21 protein-coding genes and 2 pseudogenes are annotated in these 24,568 nt (G+C 63.4%); 8 read left to right on the top strand and 15 right to left on the bottom strand.

Annotation, left to right across the window (positions count from 1 at the left end; genetic code table 11):
* Positions 1-16: 16 nt before the first annotated feature.
* Complete coding sequence (locus QX041_RS22215) at positions 17-1,153, bottom strand: ABC transporter substrate-binding protein (protein ID WP_315706499.1); 1,137 nt, start codon at positions 1,151-1,153, stop codon at positions 17-19.
* 84 nt (positions 1,154-1,237) lie between these two features.
* Positions 1,238-2,320, bottom strand: coding sequence for a 2,3-butanediol dehydrogenase (locus tag QX041_RS22210; protein ID WP_315706500.1), 1,083 nt, complete (start codon positions 2,318-2,320; stop codon positions 1,238-1,240).
* Positions 2,321-2,395: 75 nt separating this feature from the next.
* Between QX041_RS22210 and QX041_RS22205 the strand changes: the two genes are divergently transcribed.
* The gene (locus tag QX041_RS22205) at positions 2,396-3,523 is read left to right on the top strand and encodes a LysR family transcriptional regulator (protein ID WP_315714177.1); all 1,128 of its coding nucleotides are present in this window, start codon (positions 2,396-2,398) and stop codon (positions 3,521-3,523) included.
* A 279-nt stretch (positions 3,524-3,802) separates the two neighbouring features.
* Here QX041_RS22205 and QX041_RS22200 read toward each other — a convergent pair whose 3' ends face one another.
* Positions 3,803-5,629, bottom strand: coding sequence for a tannase/feruloyl esterase family alpha/beta hydrolase (locus tag QX041_RS22200; RefSeq protein ID WP_315706502.1), 1,827 nt, complete (start codon positions 5,627-5,629; stop codon positions 3,803-3,805).
* 59 nt (positions 5,630-5,688) lie between these two features.
* Here QX041_RS22200 and QX041_RS34405 point away from each other — a divergent pair.
* Positions 5,689-5,817 (top strand): annotated as a pseudogene (locus QX041_RS34405) (hypothetical protein); the annotation flags it as partial.
* Here the strand turns inward: QX041_RS34405 and QX041_RS22195 are convergent.
* The 7 genes and pseudogenes from QX041_RS22195 to QX041_RS22165 form a co-directional block, all read right to left on the bottom strand.
* Positions 5,818-7,539 carry an FAD-dependent oxidoreductase gene (locus tag QX041_RS22195; protein ID WP_315706503.1) on the bottom strand — a complete coding sequence of 574 codons (1,722 nt, stop codon included), beginning with the start codon at positions 7,537-7,539 and terminating at the stop codon, positions 5,818-5,820. It lies immediately after the preceding pseudogene.
* 15 nt (positions 7,540-7,554) lie between these two features.
* On the bottom strand, positions 7,555-8,370 hold the full coding sequence (locus tag QX041_RS22190) for a sugar phosphate isomerase/epimerase family protein (RefSeq protein ID WP_315706504.1): 816 nt from the start codon (positions 8,368-8,370) through the stop codon (positions 7,555-7,557).
* Positions 8,370-9,026 (bottom strand): hypothetical protein, encoded by a 657-nt coding sequence (locus QX041_RS22185; RefSeq protein WP_315706505.1) that lies wholly within the window; start codon positions 9,024-9,026, stop codon positions 8,370-8,372. Before QX041_RS22185 ends, QX041_RS22190 begins: the two co-directional genes overlap by 1 nt.
* Before the next feature lie 13 nt (positions 9,027-9,039).
* Positions 9,040-9,534 (bottom strand): type II 3-dehydroquinate dehydratase, encoded by a 495-nt coding sequence (locus tag QX041_RS22180; protein ID WP_315706506.1) that lies wholly within the window; start codon positions 9,532-9,534, stop codon positions 9,040-9,042.
* A 28-nt stretch (positions 9,535-9,562) separates the two neighbouring features.
* Positions 9,563-10,836, bottom strand: a pseudogene (locus QX041_RS22175) (TRAP transporter large permease).
* A gap of 55 nt (positions 10,837-10,891) precedes the next feature.
* On the bottom strand, positions 10,892-11,401 hold the full coding sequence (locus QX041_RS22170) for a TRAP transporter small permease (RefSeq protein WP_315706507.1): 510 nt from the start codon (positions 11,399-11,401) through the stop codon (positions 10,892-10,894).
* Positions 11,402-11,475: 74 nt separating this feature from the next.
* Complete coding sequence (locus QX041_RS22165) at positions 11,476-12,495, bottom strand: TRAP transporter substrate-binding protein (RefSeq protein WP_315706508.1); 1,020 nt, start codon at positions 12,493-12,495, stop codon at positions 11,476-11,478.
* Between the two features lie 217 nt (positions 12,496-12,712).
* Between QX041_RS22165 and QX041_RS22160 the strand changes: the two genes are divergently transcribed.
* From QX041_RS22160 to QX041_RS22150, 3 genes are read left to right on the top strand one after another with little or no spacing between them, the layout of a single operon-like run.
* Positions 12,713-13,372, top strand: coding sequence for a GntR family transcriptional regulator (locus QX041_RS22160; protein WP_315706509.1), 660 nt, complete (start codon positions 12,713-12,715; stop codon positions 13,370-13,372).
* Positions 13,369-13,941 carry a hypothetical protein gene (locus QX041_RS22155; protein WP_315706510.1) on the top strand — a complete coding sequence of 191 codons (573 nt, stop codon included), beginning with the start codon at positions 13,369-13,371 and terminating at the stop codon, positions 13,939-13,941. Before QX041_RS22160 ends, QX041_RS22155 begins: the two co-directional genes overlap by 4 nt.
* A complete protein-coding gene (locus tag QX041_RS22150; RefSeq protein WP_315706511.1) occupies positions 13,916-14,857 on the top strand; it encodes an SMP-30/gluconolactonase/LRE family protein in 942 nt (313 codons plus the stop codon). Before QX041_RS22155 ends, QX041_RS22150 begins: the two co-directional genes overlap by 26 nt.
* A gap of 27 nt (positions 14,858-14,884) precedes the next feature.
* On the opposite strand, the gene QX041_RS22145 is transcribed toward QX041_RS22150, so the two are convergent.
* On the bottom strand, positions 14,885-15,979 hold the full coding sequence (locus QX041_RS22145; protein WP_315706512.1) for a hypothetical protein: 1,095 nt from the start codon (positions 15,977-15,979) through the stop codon (positions 14,885-14,887).
* A gap of 274 nt (positions 15,980-16,253) precedes the next feature.
* Between QX041_RS22145 and QX041_RS22140 the strand changes: the two genes are divergently transcribed.
* A complete protein-coding gene (locus tag QX041_RS22140) occupies positions 16,254-17,252 on the top strand; it encodes a LysR substrate-binding domain-containing protein (protein WP_315706513.1) in 999 nt (332 codons plus the stop codon).
* Positions 17,253-17,279: 27 nt separating this feature from the next.
* Here QX041_RS22140 and QX041_RS22135 read toward each other — a convergent pair whose 3' ends face one another.
* Complete coding sequence (locus QX041_RS22135) at positions 17,280-18,752, bottom strand: carboxylesterase/lipase family protein (RefSeq protein WP_315706514.1); 1,473 nt, start codon at positions 18,750-18,752, stop codon at positions 17,280-17,282.
* A 105-nt stretch (positions 18,753-18,857) separates the two neighbouring features.
* A complete protein-coding gene (locus QX041_RS22130) occupies positions 18,858-20,165 on the bottom strand; it encodes an MFS transporter (protein ID WP_315706515.1) in 1,308 nt (435 codons plus the stop codon).
* 274 nt (positions 20,166-20,439) lie between these two features.
* Between QX041_RS22130 and QX041_RS22125 the strand changes: the two genes are divergently transcribed.
* Positions 20,440-20,637, top strand: coding sequence for a tetratricopeptide repeat protein (locus QX041_RS22125; protein WP_315706516.1), 198 nt, complete (start codon positions 20,440-20,442; stop codon positions 20,635-20,637).
* Positions 20,638-20,731: 94 nt separating this feature from the next.
* Here QX041_RS22125 and QX041_RS22120 read toward each other — a convergent pair whose 3' ends face one another.
* Positions 20,732-21,001 carry a conjugal transfer protein TraD gene (locus tag QX041_RS22120; RefSeq protein WP_315706517.1) on the bottom strand — a complete coding sequence of 90 codons (270 nt, stop codon included), beginning with the start codon at positions 20,999-21,001 and terminating at the stop codon, positions 20,732-20,734.
* Between the two features lies 1 nt (position 21,002).
* The gene (locus QX041_RS22115) at positions 21,003-21,329 is read right to left on the bottom strand and encodes a conjugal transfer protein TraD (protein ID WP_315706518.1); all 327 of its coding nucleotides are present in this window, start codon (positions 21,327-21,329) and stop codon (positions 21,003-21,005) included.
* 169 nt (positions 21,330-21,498) lie between these two features.
* Between QX041_RS22115 and traA the strand changes: the two genes are divergently transcribed.
* Complete coding sequence (gene traA / locus QX041_RS22110) at positions 21,499-24,510, top strand: Ti-type conjugative transfer relaxase TraA (protein WP_315714175.1); 3,012 nt, start codon at positions 21,499-21,501, stop codon at positions 24,508-24,510.
* Positions 24,511-24,568 lie beyond the last annotated feature (58 nt).

Here is a 24,568-nt window from a genome sequence, read left to right as displayed (position 1 = left end):
CGCCATTGTTCCGGGTTCAGTGCGGATAGTCGATCTTGAACGTGCTCGGATTGTAGGTCGGGCCCATGCCGCCGGACACGAGCATGTCGTCGGGACCGTCGGGCACGATGTGCTGCTCCGCATACATGTCAGGCTTCGGAATGGAAGGCGTCTCGTCACCGTGGGTCAGAACGATATTGCTGTTGATGGTATAGACGCAGGGCACCGCGGCGCCGGACAGCACCTTGAGCGCGACGTCGAGCGCCGTGCCCATCATCGCGGGCGGATAGTCGATGTCGAGCAGCGGGAACTTGTTCTTGATAGCCATCTTCATCGGTCCGTTCATGTCGGCCGAGGTGATCGGCGGAATTTCGCTTCCCTTCCAGCCGGCATCGAGAAAGGCCTCGATCGCACCGGGCACCTGCAATCCGTGCGGCGAGAACACGGCATTGATGCTATGGCCGTACTTGGCGATCATGGCCTGCATCACCTGCTTGCCCTTCACCGGGCTCCAGTCGGAGTAGACGGTCTCCAGGATCTTGATACCGGGATAGGCCGAGAACACCTGCATCGCTGGTTTGACACGGTTCTCGTTCGGGCTGGAGCCGGCCTGGCCTCCGAGGATGATCACGTTGCCCTTGCCGTTCAGCTTCTCGACGATCCATTGCGCGAACAGGCGCCCCATCATCGCGTCGGACGCTGTGACGAAGGTGACGAAATTGTCAGAATCCACCCGGCGGTCCACCATCACGACGGGGATGCCGCGTTCGGTCGCCTGGGTGACGGCGGGATCGAGCGCCTGCGACGTGTTGGCGCTGACGATCAGGAGATCGACGCCGCGGGAGACCAGATCCTGGATGTCGGCGACCTGCTTGGCATCGTCATGGCCCGCATCGGTGATCAGCAGCTTCTTCACGACGTCGGCATGGTCGTGCGCAGCTTTCTGAAGCGAGTGCAGGCCAACCACGCGCCAGCTGTCGCCGAGGCCGGCATTGGAGAAGCCGATGGTGTAGGGCGGCGCCTTCTTGAACTTCGCGGTGTCGCGAATGCAGACGTCGAGCGCTGGATTGAACAGGAACGTGCGCGGCGCGCCGGAATATTCCGCCTGGACGGCAATTGGTGTCACCATGGCCAGGCAGGCCAGTGACAGGCAGCTCGCGATAGTCACTCTCATTGGTGTTCCTCCCCTTTGGTTTCACTGATCGTGGCGACTTGAGCGTCGCTCTGGACAATCAACCCTGGTCTTGCCTACGCCGCCTCACGACGGTGCCGCCAGCTGCGTCGACACGAGTATCTTCAGCTTGTCGTTGCTTGGCGCAGTGAGGACGTCGAAGCCTTTCGAGACCACGTCCTCGGCGCGGATACGGCCATCGATGATCTTCGAGATTGGCAGCTTGCCAGACTCGACCAGTCCGATGATGCGCGGCCACATCGTGATCGGGTAACACCAGGTTGCCTCGATGGTGATGTCCTTCAGGGCCCACAACATCGGATCGGTCGAGGCTTTGCCGACGTGCAGGCCGGCCTGCACCACGACACCGCGCCGCCGCACGGCTTCGACGCAGGTGTTCAATGCGCTTTCGTTACCGACGCATTCGATGGCGACGTCGACGCCGACATTCTCTTCGGTCTGCTCCTTGACGCGCGCGACCACGTCCGTCGTCTTGGGATCGTAGACGCCGGCGCAAATACCCCAGCTCTCGATCGTTCGACGCCGCGATGCGTTGGGCTCCGACACGTAGATCCTGGCGGCGCCGGCTGCGTGGGCGCACAGAATGGTCAGCGCGCCGATCGGGCCTGCACCTGCGATCAGCACGGTGCTGCCAGCCTGGACACCGCCGCGGTCGACCGCATAGAGCGCGACCGCCGCCGGCTCGATCATGGCGGCTTCCTCGTCGGTGATGGAGTCGGGCACTTTCGCCGCATTGTAGTCGTTGATGACGGCGAGATCGGACATGCCGCCCCAGGCCCAGCTGAGGCCGATGCAAGCCATCTTTTCGCTGAGATGGTTGAGACCCCGCCGGCTGTAATAGTCGTTCATCGGCATCATCAGCGGCTGCACCGAAATACGGTCGCCGCGCCGCACATGAGTGACGTCGCGCCCGACGTCCAGTACCTCGGCCGAGAACTCATGTCCCAGGATCTGCGGCAAGGTTGCTGCAGTGAACACGTGCGGCGACGCGGGCGTGACGATCGGCCCTGCAATGTATTCGTGGAGGTCCGTGCCGCAGATGCCGGTCCACAGCGGCTTCACCAGGAGCTGGCTGGCGCCCATCTCCTTGGGCTCATCGACGGTTTCGACACGGATGTCCTTCCGTCCGTAATAGCGAACAGCCTTCACGGTGCGCTTCCCCTTCTGCGCGGCAGGTTATTGGCCTCGCACTACCATGTTACCGGTTTGCATTGATCTGATTGAATGGGGAATTTTACTTCCCATGCTGGTGCAGCCAGTTTCAAAAAGGTTAGAATAGGCGCCTTGGAGCCACAATATCCGGTGATTTCCCTTCACTGGGGAACGTATTGCCCCAATGATCGGACCGTTCGTGGCGGATTTGAATGGCCGCGGCTGCAGCTCGGGGCTGTTTCAGGAGGCGCAATGGCTATCGACCGGATGAAGGACATCAGCGTGTTCGTCCATGTCGCCGAAGCCAAGAGCTTCACGGCAGCGGCCGAACGCATCGGCCTTTCGCGATCGGCAGTCGGCAAGAGCATCGTTCGGCTCGAGGACCGGCTCGGGGTCAGGCTGCTCCAGCGCACCACGCGAAGCGTCTCACTGACCGGAGAGGGAGCCGCCTTCCACGAGCGGTGCGTGAGGCTGCTCGCCGATCTCGACGAAGCGGAGATGGCGATGCTCAGTCACTCGCAGGCGCCGCGGGGGCGGTTGCGGCTGGATCTGCCCGTATCCTTCGGCCGGCTGCACGTGCTTCCGGTCCTCAATGAGTTCATTCGCAAATGGCCGGAGATATCCGTCAGCGCCTCCTTCGGCGATCGCTATGTCGATCTCATCGACGAGGGCGTGGATCTCGCGATCAGGATCGGCAGCAGCGAAGATTCTCGGCTGATGAATAGGTTTCTGGCGCGCCATCGCCTGGTGACCTGTGCGTCGCCGGCCTATCTTGCCGAGCGAGGAACGCCGAGAAACATCGACGCGTTGGCGCAGCATAGCTGCCTCGCCTTCGTGCACGGCGGGCGCTCCGTCGACTGGCGATTCAACGAGAACGGACAAGCTCGCGTGATCGCCATCAATGGGCGTTTCGTCGCGACCAACGCTGAAGCCTTGCGCGACGCGACGATTGCGGGTTTCGGCATCGCTCGGCTTGCCACATTCCTGGTCAGCGACGATCTGCGTGCAGGTCGGCTGGTGCCGATCCTCAAAGAGGTCGACGCCGATGGTGCACCCATTCGCGCCGTCTATCCTTCGAGCAGGCACTTGTCGCCGAAGGTGCGTACATTCATCGATGCGTTGATAGAGGCTTGGCGGCCGGAACCGCCCTGGGACAGCGCAGAGACTTCACTGCGCGGACGTCCGACTGAGAGCGACTGACCTGTTTCAACGTCCTTCGGCGGAAATTGCGTGCCGTTCGCGGACGAGGACTGCCAGCAGCGGGAGTACGAATCACGAAAAATCGTAGTTTGGCGCATGAGATAGTAGGATTGGTAGCGAAGTCCGCTGCCAATCCCAAACCAATGGTTCTTCATTCCTATTTTGACGACGGAGCTGCGACATGCAACGGTGAAAGAGTCAGGCTCTTCCAACGACAACTGAGACCGCCATCGCCTCTCGTCTGTCTCCCCTCTGTCGAGAATTTCTTGATTGTAGTGACTAGCGGCAGCTGAAGCTCGAAGGCTGCGTCGCAGGGCCGCGGCCATCCCACGTCGTCCGCTGCGGATAGACGCAGACCGGATAGCTCACGCTGCCATCGCGCGAGGTCAACGTGATCTCGCCCGGCGGCACTCCCTTCTCGACCCAATCCGTCAATGCGGAGAAGAACTGGTCCTTGTCGCGGGTCGGCGTCTGGTTGGCATTGCCCGGCAGTTTCGGCAGCGGCACGGCGTCGTTCTTGCCGGTCACGGTGTACGAGCGGCCCTGCGAGGAATGCGCAGCCCCCGGGACCAGATACATCCGCATGAATTTTGAGACCTCGGCGTCGCCGCCCATCGCAGCAAGCACGCGCTCGTGATAATTGACGTTGCCGGCCGGCGGGATCGCATCATCCGCAAGGCCGCTCCATATGATCACCTTGCGGCCGAGATCGCGCAGCTTCGAGAGATCGGCCTTGTCGGTGATCAGATTGCTGAACAGCGTGGGCTGCAGTTCGACATTCTTGTCGACGCCAGCAGCGAAGGCGGCATAATCGAGCTCGAGCCAGCGGTTGCGCCTTGCGGTCGAGGTGTTGGTGATCGGAATGGCTGAGGTCGCGCTGGCATCAGCGGCGTAGCTGACGTCCTCCATGCCGAGCGCAAAATTGTCAGTCGACGGGCTCGTGATCTGCGTTGAGATCGACGTGCCCTTGGTAAAGGTCCACCACATCTGCTTCACGCCGAGCGCCTTGCCGCTGCGGGCTTCCGCCGTCTGAGCCGGATCGACGCTGCCATCGCGGGTCGCGCCGTACCAGATTTTGTTGAGCGCACCCGCTTCCTTCGAGCTCATGCAAGCTGCCTTGTCGGCGTTGCTTCCGGTGACGCCGTCGCTCGTTTCGCCCGTACAGAGCAGCACCGCGTCGCGGGCGGGATTGTAGTCGCAGGCGAAGGGATCAAGCAGGAAGCCGAGCCCGGCCTTGTCACAGGTTGCAACGGCGCGCTTGTTGGCAGCGTCGACCTTGGCGGCGAACGCGGCAGCCTCCGGCTTGTTGATGGCAGAGAAGCCGAGCTCGGTCTTCATCACGATCTGCGGATAGAGGCTGGTGGTGCCGAACCGCGCGATGTTCGGCGCAGGCTGCGCGATCATGTAGCCGTCATAGAGCTCTGGATATTCCTGCAGGATCTTCAGGCCCTGGCGGCCGCCCTGCGAGTGTCCATCGTAGTAGACGAATTTCGGCGCCTTGCCATAGTAGAGATTGACCAGCGCTTTGGTCTTGATCGCCTGCTCGACCATCGCCCGTACCGAGAAGTCGCGGAGGCCCTCGACGTTAACCTTGCCGTCAGAGAGGAAGGCGAACGAACCGTCCTGATACCACGGCTGGCCGGCATCCGTTGTGCCCGAAGCATAGCCGATATTGGCGTTGACAATTGCCGGCACCTTGCTCCCGATCTTGTCGGCGAAGCGATGGCCGCCGCCGACCCAGCCGCCACCGCCATAGTTACGGATGCGCTCGTTCCAGTTGGCCTGCGTCGGCAGCCAGACCTCGATGCCGATACCTTCTGAATAGGAGCGCGCGTTTTTGTCCTTCTCCGCTGTGACGCCGGGACCGACCAACAGCTTCACGAGGCAAAGATCGGCTGCCGCCGTGATCGGCTTCGGCGCATCGGGCGCCAAAAGCTCCTCACCCTTGTTGACCCGGCGGACCGCGATCACGGTCGTGATCTCGTCGGGATGGAAGGCGGCTTTGATGCCGTCGTCACAAGCCATCGGCTCGGCGAACGCCGATGTCACCTGGCAAGTCGCAGCCACCAGCAGCATTGCCCAAAAAATTCCTCGCGCGATCGGCATCAGTTCTCTCCTCTTGCTTATCGTTCTCTGTTGGCAGCCCGGGGCCGCCTTAGTCTACAATCGGTACCGTCAGCGGCTCATGGGTCTGTGCGGCGCAGCCGAGCCGCGACTCCGGGGGCGCCAACCCGGCGCCTGAACCCGAAGGCAAAATTGTCGCGAATCAGAATCGCCTGCGAACCTCCCGTTGGTCACTCAGACAGCCTCATTCGGTCAGCGAGCGTTCCTGCGCAATCGAGCGCGGCGCACCATGCAAAGACCATGGCGGGGCCGATCATCGTTCCAGGTCCGGGGTACATGCCGCGGAAAATGGAGGATGCATCGGTCCCGACGGCATACAGTCCGGGCAAGACCGTTCCGTTGCGTGACAACACTCTGGCGCGCTCATCCGTAAGTAGACCGCAACTGCTGGCGAGATCCGACGGCCACACGGCGACGGCATAATAGCGCCCCTGACCGATCCGCCGCAGACATGGGTTCGGCTTGGTCTCCGGATCGCCATTGAACCGGTTCAACGCGCTGGACCCTCGGCCGAAGTCTTCGTCGATCCCGCTGTCCGCGTAGCGATTATACTGCTCGACCGTTGCCGCAAGCTGCCCGGCGTCGACGCCGATCCTTCGCGCCAGCTGCTCGATCGTCTCCGCCTCGACCAGATAGCTGGCTTGCACGAACGCCTTCAGGTTTCGCGTCCCCGGACGAACGAGCCCAATGCCGAAATCCTTGATGAACGTCGCATCGCAGATCAGGAAGGCCGGACTTGAAGACGGCGCGTTCGATCGCAGCATCGCGGCGACGAAGTCATGATAGGAATCGGCCTCGTTCACGAAACGGCGGCCTGACCTGTTCACGGCCAGCAATCCAGGCTTGGCGCGATCGAGCATGATGTGCGGGAAGATCGACACATGACCGTCGGCCTGCGTCATCACCGAACTCGGCATCCACAACGCCGGACTGTCGAGGTCTCGGGCGATCGCTGCACTGACGCGCTCCGCCGCCAGGATGCCATCGCCGGTGTTCGAGGTGGGCGCGAGCGAAAGTCGACGCGCCGGCTCGGGGAATAGACGCTCTCTTAGCTCACGGCTCCAGCCGATGCCTCCGCTCGCCAGCACGACGCCCTTGCGGGCCCTTATCCTGAGCTCTCCGCCAGGAGACGAAAGAACCGCACCCATGATGTGATCCCCCTCGCAAACGAGATCGCGAAGTTCGGTCTCGAAGCGCAGGTCGACGGCGACGCGGCGGAGGCTGTCGAGGAGCCTCGCGACGAGCGCGTTTCCCATGACCAGGCGCGTTCCGCGCGTGTGGCTGATCCGGTCCATCGCATGCCGGGCGAGCAGACCCAGGACATGCCTAAGACTGCTCCAGCTGCGGAATGGCGCCAGCAGCGCCGGGATGTCCGCCTTGCTCACCATCATGCCGCCGAGCACCATGAACTCCCGACGCGGCGGCCTGACACGGGCAAAATCCGGTCCGAGCTTTCGGCCCTCGAACGGCATGGCCGTGAGCGCGCGTCCGCCGATCGCAGCGCCCGGAAGCTGCTTGTAGTCGGGGTGGATCGGAGGCGCCGCAAATCGAACGCTCGTCTTCTGCTCGAGATCATCAAGCACGACCCACCCTGCCCGAAGGAACATGTCGACGCGGCGGTCGGCGGCGTGCTCGCCGAGCATTGCAGCGAGATAGGTGCGCGCGGCCTCGACCGTATCAGGCGTCCCCGCAAGGCGGCCCTGCCGGTTGCCCGGGATCCACACCGTGCCGGCGGAGGTTGCGGTGGTGCCGCCCACCATGTCCGACTTCTCGCACAGGACGACGTCGAGCCCTTCGAGCGCGCCCACCAGCGCGGCCGTCATGCCGGCAGCGCCGGTACCGACGACCAGCAGATCGGTCTCAACGTCCCACGGGCGATCGTTGTGCGCCATCACCAGCCTCTTCCGTCACAGCGCCTGCGCCTTTTCGACCACGGCCCTGCCCGCTGCAAGGGCGCGCCGCGCCCGCGTTTCAGCATCGACGGTCTTCGCCAGCACAACGGTCGGCACCTCGATGCTGATGGTCAGGCAGTCCGGCATCGCCCGCGTGAGACCGACGAGATCGATGCCGCCCTCGCCCGGGAACATGCGCTCCTCGCGCGCGGCATGGATCATTTGCTCAGTCGTCGCGGGGCGCTCGGCCGGACCGTCGCAGAGCTGCCAATAGTGCAGCCGATCGGCCGGGATGGAGCGGAGATCCGCGAGCTTGCTTCGCGATCGATCGAAATGCAGCGCATCCACCAGAATGCCGGCCGCGGGATGGTCGACATCGTCAACGATCCGCATCGCGGTTGTCAGATCAGGAACGCTGGTCCAGGGCATGAATTCCAGATCGGCGGTCAGACCGAACGCAGCAGCCGCCTCGCAAAACTGCCGATAACGATCGGAGAACCGCGCCAGGTCGGGGTCATAGCCGGCGACAAGGATGTGCCTGGCGCCGAGGCGTGCGCCTGTCTCGAAGAACGGCATGAACGACGCGACGCTCGTCTCAGGTCTGAAGGCGACGACCTCGAGATCGGCAACGGTTACACCCGTCGACTGCAACTGCTGGAGCGTCGTACGCAGGAGCGCGGCGTCATCCATCAGGCGATAAGCCAGTCCACCGGGCACGGCCGGCAGCAGCCTGAGGCCGACCTTGTCGTAGCCGCAGCGGGCCGCCAGATCGATCATCTCGGGCGGCGCCAAGTCGAGCACGGTCAGCGCAGCGAGCGAAAAGGTCGCCATCAGCAAGCATCCGCGATGCGTGCGTCGAGCGCAAACATGCCCTGATAGAAGTCAGGCTCGCTGGCTCCCTCCATGACATCGGATGCAAGTGTCCGCGCCTGCCGCAAGGCCCTCTGCAACGAAGCGTCATCGAGCGCCTCGATCAACAGAAGCCCCGAGAAGAAGCCCTCGTGCTTCCGCATGCCCTTTTCAGCGGTCGGTACGGATGTCCGCGGCGCGTCGGTCGCCCCGATCTGCACGGCAGCGATCCCGTCGCAGCCAACGAGCGCGGTGGCCAGCCGTTGCGGGTCGGCGGGCAATTTGTCGATCCGCAGCGCCACGATCGTGGCGCCCTCGCCCCGCCCGGCGCGCGCGACGATCACACCGCCGCCACGCATGAAATTGCCGAGCTTCGGCATGATGCGCTGCGACCACGGGGTGGGCGCGTTGAGCCGCGCCAGATAGTCCTTGCCGTCGAGGACCTCGGGCGTTTCGAGCTCGTACAGGATGAAGAAGCGGTTGACGTCGCTGCGCACGGCACGAAACACACGCGACGCCAGGAAGCCCCGCGTCGTCACGCGCTCGGTGGTGTGCTCGCGCGTCAGCCAATGCCGGTAGTCGGTCAGATCATGCGCCTCGACGTCGCTCCAGATGGCGAGAAACCCTGTTCCGCGCATGCTTGTCTCCTGATTACATCTTGCCGGTTAGCGCAAGCCCGTGCAGGGCCGGCGGAATCGTTTCAGGCAATTGCCCGAGCCGCTGGACGACCGCCAGGATCGCAGCGAGATAGCCGTAAGCGCCAAGTCCGCAAATCACCGCTGTGCAGGCCCGCGAGGTGATCGAATGGCGGTGCAGCTCGTCCCGCGCATGGATGTTGGAGATGTGCAGCTCGATCTTCACCCCATCGAAGATGTTCAGCGCATCGATCAGCGCGACCGATGTGAAAGAATAGCCTGCCGGATTGATGATGATCGCATCCGCCTGGCCGTGAGCGGATTGGATCAGACCAACGAGCTCGCCTTCCATGTTCGACTGGTGGAACGAGACGGATACGCCGAGTTGGTCCGCGAGCGCGTGGCAGCTGTCCTCGATCTGCTTCAGCGTCGTCGAGCCGTAGATGTCGGGCTCCCGAATGCCGAGAAAATTGAGATTGGGTCCATTCAAGATCACGATCCGTGCGGCCATGTTCGACTCCTTTGCCAACGCAGCCCGATCAGCCGCCGAACCATCGCGCCGGCACCGTCACCAGGCCGGGAAACAGGACCATCGCGAACAGGACGATCAGCTGCGCGATCATGAAGGGCCAGACCCCCTTGATGATGTCTTCCATGCTGATCTTGGACACGCCGCAGACGACGTTAAGCACGATGCCGACCGGCGGCGTGATCAGGCCGATGGAGTTGTTGATGATGAACAGCACGCCGAAATAGACGGGGTCGATATTTGCCGCCTTGATGATTGGCATCAGGATCGGCGTCAGGATCAGGATGGTGGGCGTCATGTCGAGCGCCGTGCCCACGATCACGACGACCACCATGATCGCGAGCATCAGGATGGTGTTGTTGCTCATGAACGGCTTCAGGAGATCGACGACCTGGTTGGAGATCTCAGACACCGTGATCAGCCAGGACGACACCAAGGCCGCAGCGACCAGGAACATGACGACGCTCGTGGTCACGGCCGACGAGACCAGGACCGCGTAGATCTCGGACCATTTCAGCTCGCGATAGATGCACGTCGCGACGAACATCGAATAGACGGCGACGACGACGCCGGCCTCGGTTGGCGTGAAGATCCCGAAGCGCAGGCCGACGATGATGATGGCGGGGAGCATGAGTGCCCAGAAGCCGTCGGTGATCGCATGCCACACCTCGCGGCGCGCGGCGGCGGCGACAGGTTTTCCTTGCGCACCACCCAGTACCAGGCGGCGCAAAGGCCCAATCCCAGGAAAAGGCCGGGCACGATGCCGGCAAGGAACAGCTTCGAGATCGAGACGTTGGCGGCCACGCCGAAGATCACGAATCCGATGCTGGGCGGAATCACCGGGCCAATCACGCCGCCGGCCGCCACGAGACCCGCCGCATAGGTCTTCTTGTGTCCCGCCGCCACCATCATCGGCACCAGCAGCGCCGCCAGCGCGGCGGCGTCGGCCGCCGCCGACCCCGACAATGACGACAGGATGCAGGCGGCCAGGATCGTGACGTAGCCCAGGCCGCCCCGGAAATGCCCCACCGCCACGAGTGCGACATTGACGATGCGCTTGGCCAGTCCGCCCTTGTTCATGATCTCGCCCGCGAGCATGAAGAACGGGATGGCCATCAGCGGAAAACTGTCGGCGCCGTTGATGACGTTCTGGGCGACGATCTGGGGATCGAACATGTCAATGGTGCTCATCAGGGCGACGCCGCAGATGAGGAGCGCAAAGGCGATCGGCATGCCCAGCGCCATGGCGCCCAGCAGAGAGACGGTGAAGACGACGATCGTCATGGCATGATCCGGGTGACGCGGAGAGAGTGAGAGGGCGCGAAGACGATCGAGGCCATCACTGCTCCTCCGATTCCCTGACCGCCACCATGTCCTCCTCGCTCGCCTGCCCGCTGATCACCCGGTACAGGTCGTAGAGAAGGATAATTGCGGCCGACACACCGAAGATCACGCCGACGGCGTAGAAGATGGCCATCGACAGACCGGTCGCCGGCGCGCGGTCGTCGATGTTGATGAGGGTCTGACGCCAGCTGCCGGAGAGCAGCAGCCAATCGGCGAACAGCATCAGGCCGTAGTTGATGAGGAAGCAGATGCGCTTGCCGGAGGCCGGCAGCTTCCGCACCAGGCTGTCGACGCCGAGATGGGCGTGCTCGCGCAGCGCGACGATGGCTCCGAGGAAGGTCAGCCACACCAGCAGCCAGCGCGACAGCTCCTCGGACACCGTGATGCCGGAGTTGAAGCCATAGCGCAGCACTACGTTGCCGAAGACCAGCACCACCATGGCCGCGAGACACGCGGCAATGACGGCTTTCAGAAACGAGCAATAGAGGTCGAGAAACTGCGCCATGCGTCAGGTCCGAGCAGATGTGGGACGTGAGCCGGCATGGGCCGGCTCCGCCGCCTATCGTGATGGAGAGGCGATTACTTTACGTCCTTGCGGATGCGCTCGACTTCCTCGTTGAACAGCTTCACCGTCTCGGGCCGAAGATTGGCCGAGACCTTGTCCACGACCGGTTGAACCGCCTTGCGCATGCGCTCGGTCTCCTCGGGAGCGATCGCATTGTACTGCATGCCCTTGGCCTGCAATTCCGCCAGCGCCTTTTCGGTCTGGAGGCGCGTCTGCTCCTTCTGATAGTTGCGGCTTTCCTCATAGGCCTCGCGCATCAGGCGCTGCTCGGTCGGCGACAACTTGTCCCAGAACGTCTTGCTCACCAGGATGATGTTGAGGGTGAAGGTGTGGTTGGTGGCCGAGACGTACTTCTGCACCTCGTAGAACTTGTTGGAGAGGATGACGGTGTAGGGATTCTCCTGCCCGTCGACGGTGCGAGTCTCCAGCGCCGAATACAATTCGCCGAACGCCATCGGGACGGGATTGGCCTTGAAAGCGCTGAAACTCTCCAGATAGACCGGGTTCGGAATGACGCGCAGCTTCAGGCCGGCGAAGTCCTCGACCTTGGTGATCGGCCGGGTGCTGTTGGTGACGTTGCGGAAGCCAAGGCCCCAATAACCGAGGCCGATCAGGTTCTTCGACGGCAGGCCCTCAAGCATGGCCTTGCCGAATTTGCCGGTCGCGAGCGCATCGGCCTGCTCGGTCGTGTTGAACAGGAACGGGAAATCGATCAGGCCGAACTCGGGCACGACGGTCGCAAGCGACGTGGTCGAGGCCGACAGCATCTCCTGAGTGCCGCCGCGCAGCGCGGATTGCTGCTGCAATTCGTTGCCGAGCTGCGAGGCCGCGAACTCGCGGACCCTCATCTTACCCCCGCTCTTGGCCAGCAGGATCTCTCCGAACTTCTGCACGCCGAAGCTGACGGGGTGATCGGTGTTGTTCAGGTGCCCCCACCGGATCGTCCGCTCCTGAATGTCATCGGCGGCAGATGCGCCGACCGTCAGCGCCACCGAGATCGCGGCGGCAGACAGCGCCCGTGCGAACAAGCTCATCGTGTCCTCCCTGGTTTCTTCGGGGCACGCGGCGGGTTGAGCGCTTATTTTCCGTACCCTCTGTTTATCGAGAAAACACACATCAATATCGATGTCAAACGACAATCATAATTTCATATGAGATTTCAATGGACATCAGATGCCGCGACTCTGCTATAATGCCGGCGAGTGGCCCGCTCCCACAGGGCGGCGCTCCGGGCGAGCGGGATCAGAAGGCATGACGGATCTTGAGGAACGGCCGCTGTCGGCGGGCGACAGCGGCTATCGGCGCATCCGCTCCGACATCATTTTCGGCGTGCTCACGCCGTCGGGACGCCTCAGGCTCGAGGCGATGAAGGAGGATTACGGCGTCAGCATCTCGACCCTGCGCGAGATCCTCAATCGCCTGGCGTCCGAAGGCTTCGTGGTCGCCGAAGGGCAGCGTGGCTTCGAGGTGGCACCGGTCTCGCTCCAGAACCTGCGCGAGCTCGCCGAGCTGCGCATCCTGCTGGAGCATCACGCCATGGCCGAGTCGTTCCGCGCCGGAGACGTCGAGTGGGAAGGACGCGTGGTGTCAGCGCATCACAAGCTGGCCGCGACCGAGCGCACCATCCTGAAGGAGGGCGACGATCCCGAGTTGCGAAAGCGCTACGACGGCGAATTCCACCAGGCGCTGATCTCGCGTTGCGGGTCGCGCGAGCTGATGCATACGCATTCCATCGTGTTCGACAAATATTTCCGTTACGCACTGCGCTATCGCGGCAGCGAGACGATCAACCAGCACAAGGCGCTGCTGGAATGCGCCCTGAGGCGCGACATCGAGGGCGCAAGGACCGTCCTGAGCGAGCACATCAACAACTGTGTCGCGCATGCCCTGTCCTCCTGGACCGGCAATTGATCGCCCTCACCTTGCCGCCCCCCGGGTGGTCGACGCAGAGAACGATTCATGCGCGCCAACATTCCCTTCTCGACCGCCCGGCTCGACGGCCTGCTCGACGCGGCCGGCATCGACGTCCTGATCTGCACGTCGAAGCACAACATCAGTACCTTCTCGGCGGCTACTACCATTTCCAGTTCGACTTCATGGACGCGATCGGCATCAGCCGGCACCTGCCGATCCTCATCTATGTGAAGGGCGAGCCGGACAAGACGGTCTACACCGCCAACCGGAACGAGCGGGACAGCATCCCCAATAGGACGGACGCCGGATACTGGATGCCGCCGGCCGTGTTCGGATCGTCAACCTCGGTCGAGGCCATGACGCTCGCGCTCGGGCATGTCCGATCCGTCGCGACGCCGGGGCTTGCTGTCGGCGTGGAGTTGTCGTTCCTTCCGCCGACGCCGCGGACCTGCTGCGCAAGGAACTGCCGCTTCGTCCAGGCGATGCGCCCGCTGGAAAAGCTGAGATCGATAGCGCGCGCGGCTGGAACGGGATTCCGACATGACCATTCATTCGATCTCCGCTGATCGGGTCGAGATTGCGGTGGCCAACGCCGATCTCCTCGGCGAGACGCCATTATGGTGCGACCGGACCCGCAAGCTGTGGTGGATCGATATCGACGGCAGGCTGCATCAGTCGTTCGATCCGGAAACTGGCGCGCACCACGCTGTTTCCCATGAGTGTCAATTCCTTGGCAGCCAGGCGCTGACGGCGGACGGCTCGCATCTGCTCGCACGGGATCTGACTCTGTACCGTCGCGCGGCCGATCATCCGGAGCAGTTTGTCGAGGTCGAAAACGGCCTCGACAACCGCCTCAACGACGGCCGGGTTGATGCGCGCGGCCGCTTGTGGATCGGCACCATGGACAACCAGCTGCATCGCCCGAACGGCTCGCTCTATCGCGTGACCGGAGACGGCCAGGTGACGCGCATCTTCGGCGACGTCATCGTGACCAATGGGATCGCGTTCGCGCCGGACAACCGCACGCTCTATTTCACCGATACGCGGCGATACTGCACCTGGTCGTTCGACTTCGATCTCGACGACGGTATCATCAGCAACCGGCGCCTGTTTGCAGATTATAGCACGTCGAAGGAAAGACCGGACGGCGCCTGCGTCGATGCCGCAGGCGGGTTATGGACAGCCTTCTTCTCGGGCGGCCGCGTCGTACGCTACCGCCCGAACGGGCAGATCGACACCATCGTCCCATTGCCGGTGACGAACCCGACCTGCGTGTGCTTTGGAGGCAGCGACCTCAAAACGCTGTTCATCACGACGGCCAGAAAATTCCTGGATCCGAAGCAGTTGAGTGCCGAACCCATGGCGGGACATCTGCTTGCTGTCCGCGGCCTCGCACAAGGCCTCTCCGAACATCGTTTCCCATCGGGCGGTGCTGTGCGACGCCAAAAAGCTGACGACGGTCGCATCAGGCGCGGCAGGTAAACCGCTCTCCCCCGTTTTGTCGACGCACTAGAACTTCACGCTGATGCCGCTGGACAGACTCGATTCGGTGCAGGTGTTGTTGCTCACCCCTGGCGATCTCGTGCAGAGCTTGCTGACATTGTGATCGAGACCGTATTTGTTCTGCCAGTAGCGATAGGCCACCCAGACATCGAGATAGTGCGAGAATTTCGGGCCCCACATCGCTTTGGAGGCATCGAAGGTAAGGCGGATCGGCTCGGAGTTGAGTGAGACTTTGGTCATGGAGTTGGCCGGCGCCGCGACGGGCAGCGGATTATAGGGAAGTGGGCTGTTCTCGGGGCCGAGCGCGCCGAGCAACTGGGCGCGGCCGCTGATGGATAAATAGCGCATGCTCTCGGGTAAGAAGCCGAGGTCCATGTAGTAGTTCGTTTCAATCGCCCAGGTCGGCTGATACCGCCGGTTGCCGTCGGGCAGACAGCTCACGCCGGGCCCCGGAGGGGCAAAGCCACCACCGCACTGCAGGAATCCCATGTGTGCCATGTAGATCCATGTCGCGAGCGGCGCGACGTTGACGTAACCCTTGTAGGGAAGATCGAACTGGAACTGCAGGCCGGCCGATACGGCCTGCGCAGCGGCGGCGCGATAGTAGTTCGACGTGCTCAGGTCCAAACCGACCTCGAAGGAGATGTTGCGGAGCGGGCCGACCGTGAACGCCTTGGTATCGAAGATTTCATTCCAGCCAAATGTCGAACGGCTCTGACCGGTGAAAAAGATTGCACCCGCGCAATTGGCCGGTGTTGCAACACCGGTGCCCGGATTGACCACGACGCCCGCGTTCGTGCAGGGGCTGGCGGGATCGTTATGGTCCGCCTTGAACATCGAAATGTTCAGGAAGTTCGTACCGTACTGCCAGATGTCGAAATGCGTGAACGAGTAGACCTGCATCGCGGTCGTGCTGTTGAGCGACCCGTCCGGATTCCTGGAGAACACGCCGGGGTCCGTCGCCTTGGGGATATAGGAGAAGGTGAGGCGATCATCGATCAGCGAAAAGAATGGCTGACCGGAGGCCGCTGGCTTTGCCTTGACCGGCAAATCCTCCGCGACAGCTGCCGCGCTTGCGCACGACGCAAAAGCCAGTGCCATGAGTAATGGCTGAATATGATGCCTCAAGTCCCCCTCCAATGTCCTCTAAGCCCAGGTCCAAGACATCAGACGCTGTCGTGGTCCGGCGTGTTGTCCCTCGAACCGCCCCGTTCAGTTCGGTGAAACAGCATAGGCAGTGGACGCGGGACAAAAAGTCCGGCAATCGGTACAGTCACGTTCCAGGATTGGAACGACGACCTGCTTGCTGGAGTGCCGCTTTCGATCGTCTCATCGAATCCGGACTTCTGTCTGAGATCTCCGCAGAGGATTACTCATGGGAACGGTCGATGACCTGACACTTCTCGTCGAAATCATCGAGGCCGGCAGCCTGTCGGCGGCGAGCCGCAAGACAGGCATTCCGAAGTCGAGCTTGAGCAGACGGATCGGCGACCTCGAAAGTCAGCTCGGCGTGCATCTCGTTCATCGCGGCCCGCGCAACTTCGCGGCGACTGAAATCGGCCTCTCTATCTACGAGCGGAGCCAGAAGATCAGGGAAGAGCTGGTTGCGATCAAGGCGCTTGCGGAGGACCGCACGAACCGCCCCTCGGGCATGCTGCGCATCTCCTGCCCGGCCGTCCTCTCCGAGATTCTGGTCGCCGATTTTGCCATCCAGTTTGCCGAGACCTATCCGGATGTGCGCCTGACCTTGGACAACACCAAAGGGACGTTCGACCCGAAGATCGATCACTACGACCTCGCAATCCATCCTGTGCGCGAAGATCTGGCGGATTCCGAATTGATCTGCCAGAAGCTCGCGACAGCGCCTTACCGCTTAGTCGCAGCGCCCGCCCTGATGGCGCGCCTCGGCCCGCGCACGACCCCCGCAGACCTCGAAGGCCTCCCGGGCGTCGGATGGGGCGCCGACGGCTTCATGGCGCGCTGGCGTCTGTTAGGCGCAAGCGACGCGACGACGGAGATCAACGTCAAGCTCAACTTTTCAGCCAACAACCTCAACATCATTCGCCAGGCTGCGCTACGCGGCCTCGGTCTCGCGCGACTGCCGATGCCGATGTGCGACGCCGACCTGCTCGATGGCCGGCTCGTTCTGCCGCTTCCCGACTGGGCGCCGCCACCGGTGACGTTCTATGCGCTCTATCCTTCGCGCCGATCCCTGACGGTCGCCGGCCGTTTGTTCCTCGCCGGTCTCGCCAAATTTCTTCAGGACAGGCTGCGCTCGTCCGATAGTCCGCAGCCATCGGGTCCGGCGTCCGCCGTGAGGCGCAAATCCCAACGCGCCGTGAAGAAGCGCAGGCCCAGACCGGCCAGGCGTTGAGAGAACTCCCGGCCGTTCCTGCTCGAGTCAGGCGATGTATCGCGATGCCGTGATGCGGCGATCAAAATGCAGGACCGCCTGATCCGCCGCGTGGGCGGGCCATTCCGGGAGACCGCGCGCGTTCGGGTCTCCCGCTGCCGCGAACGCGGCGATCGAGCCTCTGAAGAGGCGGCTCAGGTCCTGCACTTCGCGCCGGTCCGCGCCTTTGACCATGGCAGCCGACTGCCAGATGTTGAAGTTGCCAAACAGGAAGGGAAGATCGATGCAATGGCAGGCTCCCAGGCCCGGAACGGGCGCCTGCCAGTCGAACAGATAGGTGAAGGCCTTTCGACCGAGGCTGGACTGCGTGGCGGCGATCTCCAGGCTCTGCTTTGTGAACATCCGTTCGCTGTAGAAGTCGCCCAGGAGCATGCGAGGTGTCGCAGGCACGCGCGAGGAACGCAGCCGTGCCAGCGTCGCACTTGCGTCGTCGTCCCCCTGGGATCGGATCACGTCCTCGAGCGCATCATCGGACAGTTCGTCGAGCGACGGATTCGAGATCGAGAACGCGGCATACTCCTCGCGCGTCAAGCCGATCATCATGTCGCACCACCGTGCGCCGCCGCTTCGAATTGACTCGATGGGATCGCGGTGCACGAGGGCATCATCCAGAACCGGCATGAAGGGAGGCGTGATATCTCCCGGGGTCGCCGGCGGCCGCCTTTGCAGCATGCGCAAGCCCTCGAGGGCGCGACCAATCGGGATCGTTCGGAGTTTGTCGACCTCGTCAGCGGCGATGCCGAGAACATCGAGGATTGCATTGGCGACCGGTCGCGACTGTTCGACGGTACGCAGCTTGACGCCGACCGGCGCGCTCATCAGGATCGCCCGGTTGAACAGCCCCGATCCAGCTTCGATGCCGGCAAGGGCCGCGATGCTGAATGCGCCCGCCGATTGGCCGATCACCGTGATCCGCTGCGGATCTCCGCCGAACACGCTGATGGCTTGTGCTATCCAGCGCAACGCTGCGACCTGGTCGTGCAGGCCGAGGTTCAGACCGCCGAGGCCGGGATGCGGGAAGAAGCCGAGAATGCCGAGCCGATAGCTGACGTTGACAACGACGAGGCCATTGTCCTTCGCGAGGATGCCTCCGTCGTAGCAAGGCAGCGATCCGCCTCCGGTCATGAAGGCGCCGCCATGAATGAACACCAGGACCGGAGCGCGGTCGCCTGCCGCATGACCGGTCCAGACGTCCAGATGGAGACAATCCTCGCTTTGCTCGACGTCGTAGGTCCCCATCACCACGTCGAGACGCGACGGATTCTGCGGAGGAATCGGCCCGGCCGCGACGGCGTCGCGAACACCGCCCCATCGCGGCGGCACTGACGGCATCTCAAAGCGCAATGGGCCGACGGGGGCTTCCGCATACGGAACTCTCCGAAACGCGGTCACTCCTTCTGATCGCGCGCCGCGCAGCCGACCAAACGGCGTTTCCAGCTCAACATGCTCCACAGCGGTCATTCCTATTCCGACAAGGCACTTCCCGGCCCCACGGCTTAAGCTCTCTCACCAAATGCAGCCAGCGTCCGAAAATGGCGAGCAGCGTTCCAGATTTGAAACGCCGCATCATGACCGCTCCGTCGTCCGCAAGTGCGGAAGCAGAGCGAAGATCGCAAGCAATGCGGGAAGCGTGGCCGCGAGCAAGATCGCTTTCGGCGCAACACCCTTCGAAACGAGGAGACCTGCGAACGCGGGCCCAACGATCGAGCCGATGCGGCCGGCGGCAGCGGAGAAGCCGACACCGTGGGTGCGAAGCGCTTCGGGATAGATCGCGACAGCGAGAGCGGACTGCCCCACGCTGCAGGAGATCAGACCTGCACCGGTTCCGGCAATCAGCAGCCAGACACCGAGCGGGACCACGTCGTGCGCCGCAAGCCCCGCCGCAGACATGACCCCAAGGGTCACGGCCGACACCAGGATACGCGCAATCGGAAGCCTGCTCACGAGGAGCATCACGAGGACGTTGGCGACCAGGCCGCCGGCGCTGAAGAAGCTGATGCCAAGCTGCGAATATTCGGTCGAGAATCCGAGCTTGACGAGCAGCGCCGGCAGCCAGAACACCAGTGCGTAGCCGTCAGCGAAGATCAGAAAGGAGAATATCCAAAGGCTGACGGTCCGGCTCGCAACGCCAGTGGCGAGCAGATCTCCGATCAGCTTCAAACCGCCCAGGTGCAGGTCGCGTTGATTGGTCGACAACGGATCGCGCGCGGCGGTCAGCCTGGGTAACCAAAACAGCAGAACGAGGGAGAGTCCGAGCGGCAGGGCACCGCCGATGATGAAGATGGACTGCCAACCCAAACGCGCGGTCAGGACTGCACCGAGCACACCGCCCAGGATGCCGCCGGCGGCGAGCCCGGTCCCGACGATGACGGCAGCCGTCTCCTTCAGCCTTGGCGGACATTGCGACGTCGCAATGGCAATCGCCGACGGCAACGCTGCACCGAGCCCAATAGCCGTGATCAGGCGCAGCGCTGCAAGCTGCTCCACGGAACCCGCAAGCGGCGTTGCCAGCGAGAGAACGCCAAACGCCGCCACGCTTGCGATCAGGACAGGACGCGCCTGCCAACGGCTGACCAGCGGGCCGGACGCCAGGTATCCGAGCACGGCGCCGACGCTCGTCAGCACGAACGCAGGTGTGAGCGACGCCGGCGAGACCATGAAGTGGGCTGCGATGACGGGAGCCGCCACGCCGATCGAACTGGTATCAAGCCCGTCGAGCAGGACCGCTGCGAAGCTGAGCGCGATCGCGATCCAGGCTGATCTCGATACACGTTCAGCGGACGTGCTCCCAAGGCGCGTGCTGGTGTCGTTGACGCCGGAGTCGCATTCTTCGCCTTCGCTTCCTAGCGGACTTGCTTGCGCTACGCCCTTCACCCTTTTGCCTCCACACCAATCCCGTTGGGGAAAACTCAAGGGGTTTCCAAACTAGCTGTCCAGCTCCAGGAATGGGATGCTCGGTTCTATAATTGAGACGCGAGCTGTTACGCGCAGCCCGTGATCCTCACTTGGCTTGAAGACATGTTCAAGCATGGCGACGTTGCTGGTGACGAGGTCGTTGCCAATCAGACCGTCGTGGCCCTGATGCAGCCTGAGCAACGATGCGCCGACCACCGTCGCGGCGCAGACCGCGGCCTCGGGGCGACCGCACATGAATCTGGCGGCGGCCTACCAGCAGTTGGGCCGGACCGAGGAGGCGAAGGCGGCCATGCAGGAGGGCCTGAGGTTGCGGCCTGGCACGACGGCCCTCAACGTTGCACCGCCGATGAAGAACACCAGCCCGGTCTTCGTCCAGGCCGCCGATCGGATGATCAAGCTGATGATCGCCGCCGGCTTGCCGGAGCGCTAAGCGGCATTGCTGCCATGCCTCTCGCCGGCTCAAGCTCACACCGCACAGCCGCCAATTGCGCGTCAAGGACACTGGCGATTGGGCAGGCAGAGTTTCAGCTCTTGCTTGGTGTTGAGCCATTTTGATCGTTCTTGTCTGGTGTCGCCGCTTCCGCCTCAAACACCCGCTTCCCCTCTGCCATCCATAGCGCTCGCGCCCGTTCGCGCTGATCACTTTGGAGTTTGTCAGCAACCCAGAGCAGCGCGCCATAGATGATGGCGCGATCATCGCCGGTTTGCTCCACGACACCGGCTTTGACGACGAGGCCACCGAGTTCGATGAGATGGCGGGTGCGCTTTCGGCGCGTGATCTGCCAAGAGCGCATGTCACGCCGTGCCCTTGCGGCTTGTTGCCGGTTGCGCGCCGCTCGGTTGCGTCGAAACCACATTAGCGTCGCGGTCAGTTGCTGGCGCATTCCGCATCGACCGTCCTTGAAAGAACGAGACGCCGCGCTTGGCCCATGCCTCCCTCTTTCCGGCCTCCTTGGTCTCGACCAGCACGATCAGCGCACCAGCGAGTTCGTCTGCGCTAAGCGCGTCAGCTCCCGTGGCAATGACGAGCTCGCCTAGCTGCCGCACCTTGCGGGTTTTAAGCTCGTGCGCTTTGTCGTCGAGTGCCTTCAGGTCCGCATCAAAGTCCCTTGGTTTGCGCATTGTCGTCTCCCTACGTCGGCGGAGAAATGATAACTCGGCTAGCGGCGCCTTGCCGTAAGGTCGTCAGGACGAGCTGAGATGGGATAATCCCTCCCGAGATTTTTTCGAGGGAGGGCGCGCTTATACGTCGTGCCGACGTACGCTTCGCTGTGTAGATGCTCTGCTCGCGATGGCGATCTATCATCTTCACGTCAAGGTCATTGGCCGGAAGGCCGGGAGCAGCGCGGTGGCATCGGCGGCCTACCGCTCGGGCTCGCGGCTGCGCGACGAGCGGTTGGGCCGTGAGCAGGATTTTTCGGCCAAGCGCGGCGTCGTCCATTCCGAGGTGATGCTGCCGGAGAATGCGCCGGAGGCGTGGAGTGACCGCGAGCGGCTCTGGAACGATGTCGAAGCATTCGAAGTCCGCAAGGACGCCCAGCTGGCCCGGGAGATCGAGTTCGCCCTTCCGCGAGAACTGACTGAGGCGCAGGGCATTGAGCTGGCTCGGGACTTCGTTCAGAGCGAGTTCGTCCGTCGCGGCATGATCGCCGATCTTAATGTGCATTGGGACAGGGCCGAAGACGGCCTGCCCAAGCCGCACGCCCATGTCATGCTGACAATGCGCTCGGTCGATCAGAACGGCTTTGGTCAGAAGGTGAGAGAGTGGAACCGCACGGAGATGGTCGAGCGCTGGCGCGAACGCTGGGCGGAGATTGCCAACGAGCGGCTGGCCGAGCTCGACATCGACGCGCGGATTGATCACCGCAGCCTGGAAGCCCAGGGCATTGCGCTCGAGCCGCAAAGCCAGATCGGCGCACCGGCCAAGCGCATTGAGGGGCGGAGAGGCGGAGGCGAGGGCGCTGAGGCTGACCGGGCCGAGATGCACCGCGAGATCGCGCGAAACAACGGCAGGAGGATCATCGCCGATCCCTCCCTTGGACTGGACGCGATCACCCAACAGCAATCGACCTTCACACGCCGTGACCTCGCAAAGTTTGCGCATCGGCACAGTGACGGGCTCGACCAGTTCAATGAAGTGCTGGGCGCAATGCAGGGAGCGCCAGATCTAGTCGACCTCGGCAAGGACGCTCGCGGCGAGGATCGGTTCACCACCCGCGGAATGATCGAAGCAGAACGGCGCCTGCACCGGGCCGCTGAGCTGATGGCAGAACGGGAGCGCCACCAGGTGCGCGACGAGGATCGCCAGGCCGCTTTGGCGCGTGCGGAAGCACGCGGCCTGGTGCTGTCATCCGAGCAGGTTGACGCCTTGGCGCACGTCACGGATGGACGCGGTCTCAGCGTCGTGGTCGGCCATGCCGGGACAGGAAAGAGCGCGCTGCTGGGGGTGGCGCGGGAGGCGTGGGAAGCAGCCGGCTTCGAGGTCCGGGGCGTGGCGCTGTCCGGCATTGCAGCAGAAAACCTCGAAGGCGGGTCGGGCATTGCGTCGCGCACGATTGCCAGTCTGGAGCATGGCTGGGAGCAGGGCCGTGATCTACTCAAATCGAGCGAGGTGCTCGTCATCGACGAGGCGGGCATGGTCGGCACGCGCCAGCTCGAGCGCGTGATGTCTCGTGCTGCCGAGGCGGGCGCCAAGGTCGTGCTGGTCGGCGATCCGCAGCAGCTGCAGGCCATCGAGGCGGGCGCAGCTTTCCGGTCGATCCATGAGCGTCACGGCGGGGCGGAGATCGGCGAAATACGCCGTCAGCGCGAAGACTGGCAGCGCGACGCCACGCGCAATCTGGCGACCGGCAAGGTCGGCCATGCGCTAGAAGCCTATCGGGCCAACGGCATGGTGCATGAGGCGATGACCCGCGAGCAGGCGCGGGGCGATCTGATCGCGCGCTGGGACCGCGACCGGCAGGTATCGCCGGACCGGAGCCGGATCATCCTGACCCATACCAATGACGAGGTGCGCGCGCTGAACGAGGCGGCGCGCGGACGGATGCGGGCCGCCGGCGCTCTGGGCAATGAGGTGGGTGTAACGGTCGAGCGCGGCGCGAGAAGCTTCGCCGGCGGAGACCGCATCATGTTCCTGCGGAACGAGCGTGGGCTTGGTGTCAAGAACGGCACACTCGGGACCATTGAACTGGTCAGCGCGCAATCCATGACCGTGCAGATCGACGATGGCCGGTCCGTGCGCTTTGACCTCAAGGATTACAACCGGATCGACCACGGTTATGCCGCGACGATCCACAAGGCGCAGGGTATGACGGTCGACCGGGTCCATGTACTGGCAACGCCCGGCATGGACGCCCACAGCAGCTATGTCGCACTGTCGCGGCATCGCGACAGCGTGGACCTGCATTATGGCCGCAACGATTTTACCGATGCGGATCGGCTCAACCGTGCTCTGTCGCGCGACCGGTCGAAGGACATGGCCTTGGATTACGACCGTGCCGATCCCGTCCAGAGCTACGCCGAGCGGCGCGGGATCACGTTCCGCGAGCGCGTGGCCGAGATCGTGCGCAAGGCCGTGCCAGAGACGCTGCGCGGCATGTTCGACGGCCTTAGCGTTTCTGGAGAGGTGCTCGACCGGGATGGCGGACGACGGCCCGAGCGGGGATCCCCCGAAAAAGAAAACAGCGGCACGGCAGCCGACCGGCGCGAAGCCGAAGTGCCGGCAAGGACCGTGGCGCAAGATCCCGAAGCGGAAGCCCGTCGTGTGCGGACCCGAGCGCTGGTGCGCCATGCTCGCGCCGTGGATGCGATCTTCGCAGCGCATGAGATGGGCGGCAGAGCGAGCCCCGAACAGGTCAAAGAGCTACAGACCGCCCGCCAGGCCTTCGAAAAGGTGCGCCCCTATGGCTCCCACGACGCTGAGGCCGCCTACAAGAAGAACCCCGAGCTGGCCCGCGAGGCCGCTGGCGGACGCCTCAACCGCGCCATCCGCGCGCTCCAGCTCGAGACTGAACTGCGCACCGATCCGAGCCGCCGCGCCGATCGCTTCGTAGAGCGCTGGCAGAAGCTCGAGCACACCAGTCAGCGACAATATCAGGCCGGGGACATGTCCGGTTACAAGGCCACGCGGTCCGCGATGGGCGACATGGCGAAAAGTCTCGAACGCGACCCGCAATTGGAATCCATTCTCGCCGGTCGCAAGAACGATCTCGGCATTGCATTCGAATCAGGCCGCCGGCTCGGCCAGGATCTGGCCTTCGTCCATGGCATCGATCTCGGCAGAGGCCGAAGCCTTGGAATTTGACCCATCCCGTTTGCCGCCGGCTCTACGCCACGCTTGGCAACGCGCGAACTCTTATTGT

Origin of the sequence: Bradyrhizobium sp. SZCCHNRI2009 (assembly GCF_032485115.1) — a bacterium.
Classification (GTDB): domain Bacteria; phylum Pseudomonadota; class Alphaproteobacteria; order Rhizobiales; family Xanthobacteraceae; genus Bradyrhizobium.
The sequence above is the reverse complement of the archived record's forward strand: the minus strand, read 5'-3'. Positions and strand labels throughout refer to the sequence as shown.

Bases quoted from the DNA above. Each gene is read 5' to 3' on its own strand.
- QX041_RS22215 (WP_315706499.1), bottom strand. From the start codon at position 1,153: ATGAGAGTGACTATCGCGAGCTGCCTGTCACTGGCCTGCCTGGCCATG.
- QX041_RS22205 (WP_315714177.1), top strand. From the start codon at position 2,396: ATGGGGAATTTTACTTCCCATGCTGGTGCAGCCAGTTTCAAAAAGGTT.
- QX041_RS22200 (WP_315706502.1), bottom strand. From the start codon at position 5,629: ATGCCGATCGCGCGAGGAATTTTTTGGGCAATGCTGCTGGTGGCTGCG.
- QX041_RS22195 (WP_315706503.1), bottom strand. From the start codon at position 7,539: ATGGCGCACAACGATCGCCCGTGGGACGTTGAGACCGATCTGCTGGTC.
- QX041_RS22190 (WP_315706504.1), bottom strand. From the start codon at position 8,370: ATGGCGACCTTTTCGCTCGCTGCGCTGACCGTGCTCGACTTGGCGCCG.
- QX041_RS22185 (WP_315706505.1), bottom strand. From the start codon at position 9,026: ATGCGCGGAACAGGGTTTCTCGCCATCTGGAGCGACGTCGAGGCGCAT.
- QX041_RS22180 (WP_315706506.1), bottom strand. From the start codon at position 9,534: ATGGCCGCACGGATCGTGATCTTGAATGGACCCAATCTCAATTTTCTC.
- QX041_RS22170 (WP_315706507.1), bottom strand. From the start codon at position 11,401: ATGGCGCAGTTTCTCGACCTCTATTGCTCGTTTCTGAAAGCCGTCATT.
- QX041_RS22165 (WP_315706508.1), bottom strand. From the start codon at position 12,495: ATGAGCTTGTTCGCACGGGCGCTGTCTGCCGCCGCGATCTCGGTGGCG.
- QX041_RS22160 (WP_315706509.1), top strand. From the start codon at position 12,713: ATGACGGATCTTGAGGAACGGCCGCTGTCGGCGGGCGACAGCGGCTAT.
- QX041_RS22150 (WP_315706511.1), top strand. From the start codon at position 13,916: ATGACCATTCATTCGATCTCCGCTGATCGGGTCGAGATTGCGGTGGCC.
- QX041_RS22145 (WP_315706512.1), bottom strand. From the start codon at position 15,979: ATGGCACTGGCTTTTGCGTCGTGCGCAAGCGCGGCAGCTGTCGCGGAG.
- QX041_RS22140 (WP_315706513.1), top strand. From the start codon at position 16,254: ATGGGAACGGTCGATGACCTGACACTTCTCGTCGAAATCATCGAGGCC.
- QX041_RS22135 (WP_315706514.1), bottom strand. From the start codon at position 18,752: ATGACCGCTGTGGAGCATGTTGAGCTGGAAACGCCGTTTGGTCGGCTG.
- QX041_RS22125 (WP_315706516.1), top strand. From the start codon at position 20,440: ATGAATCTGGCGGCGGCCTACCAGCAGTTGGGCCGGACCGAGGAGGCG.
- QX041_RS22120 (WP_315706517.1), bottom strand. From the start codon at position 21,001: ATGCGCTCTTGGCAGATCACGCGCCGAAAGCGCACCCGCCATCTCATC.
- QX041_RS22115 (WP_315706518.1), bottom strand. From the start codon at position 21,329: ATGCGCAAACCAAGGGACTTTGATGCGGACCTGAAGGCACTCGACGAC.
- traA (WP_315714175.1), top strand. From the start codon at position 21,499: ATGGCGATCTATCATCTTCACGTCAAGGTCATTGGCCGGAAGGCCGGG.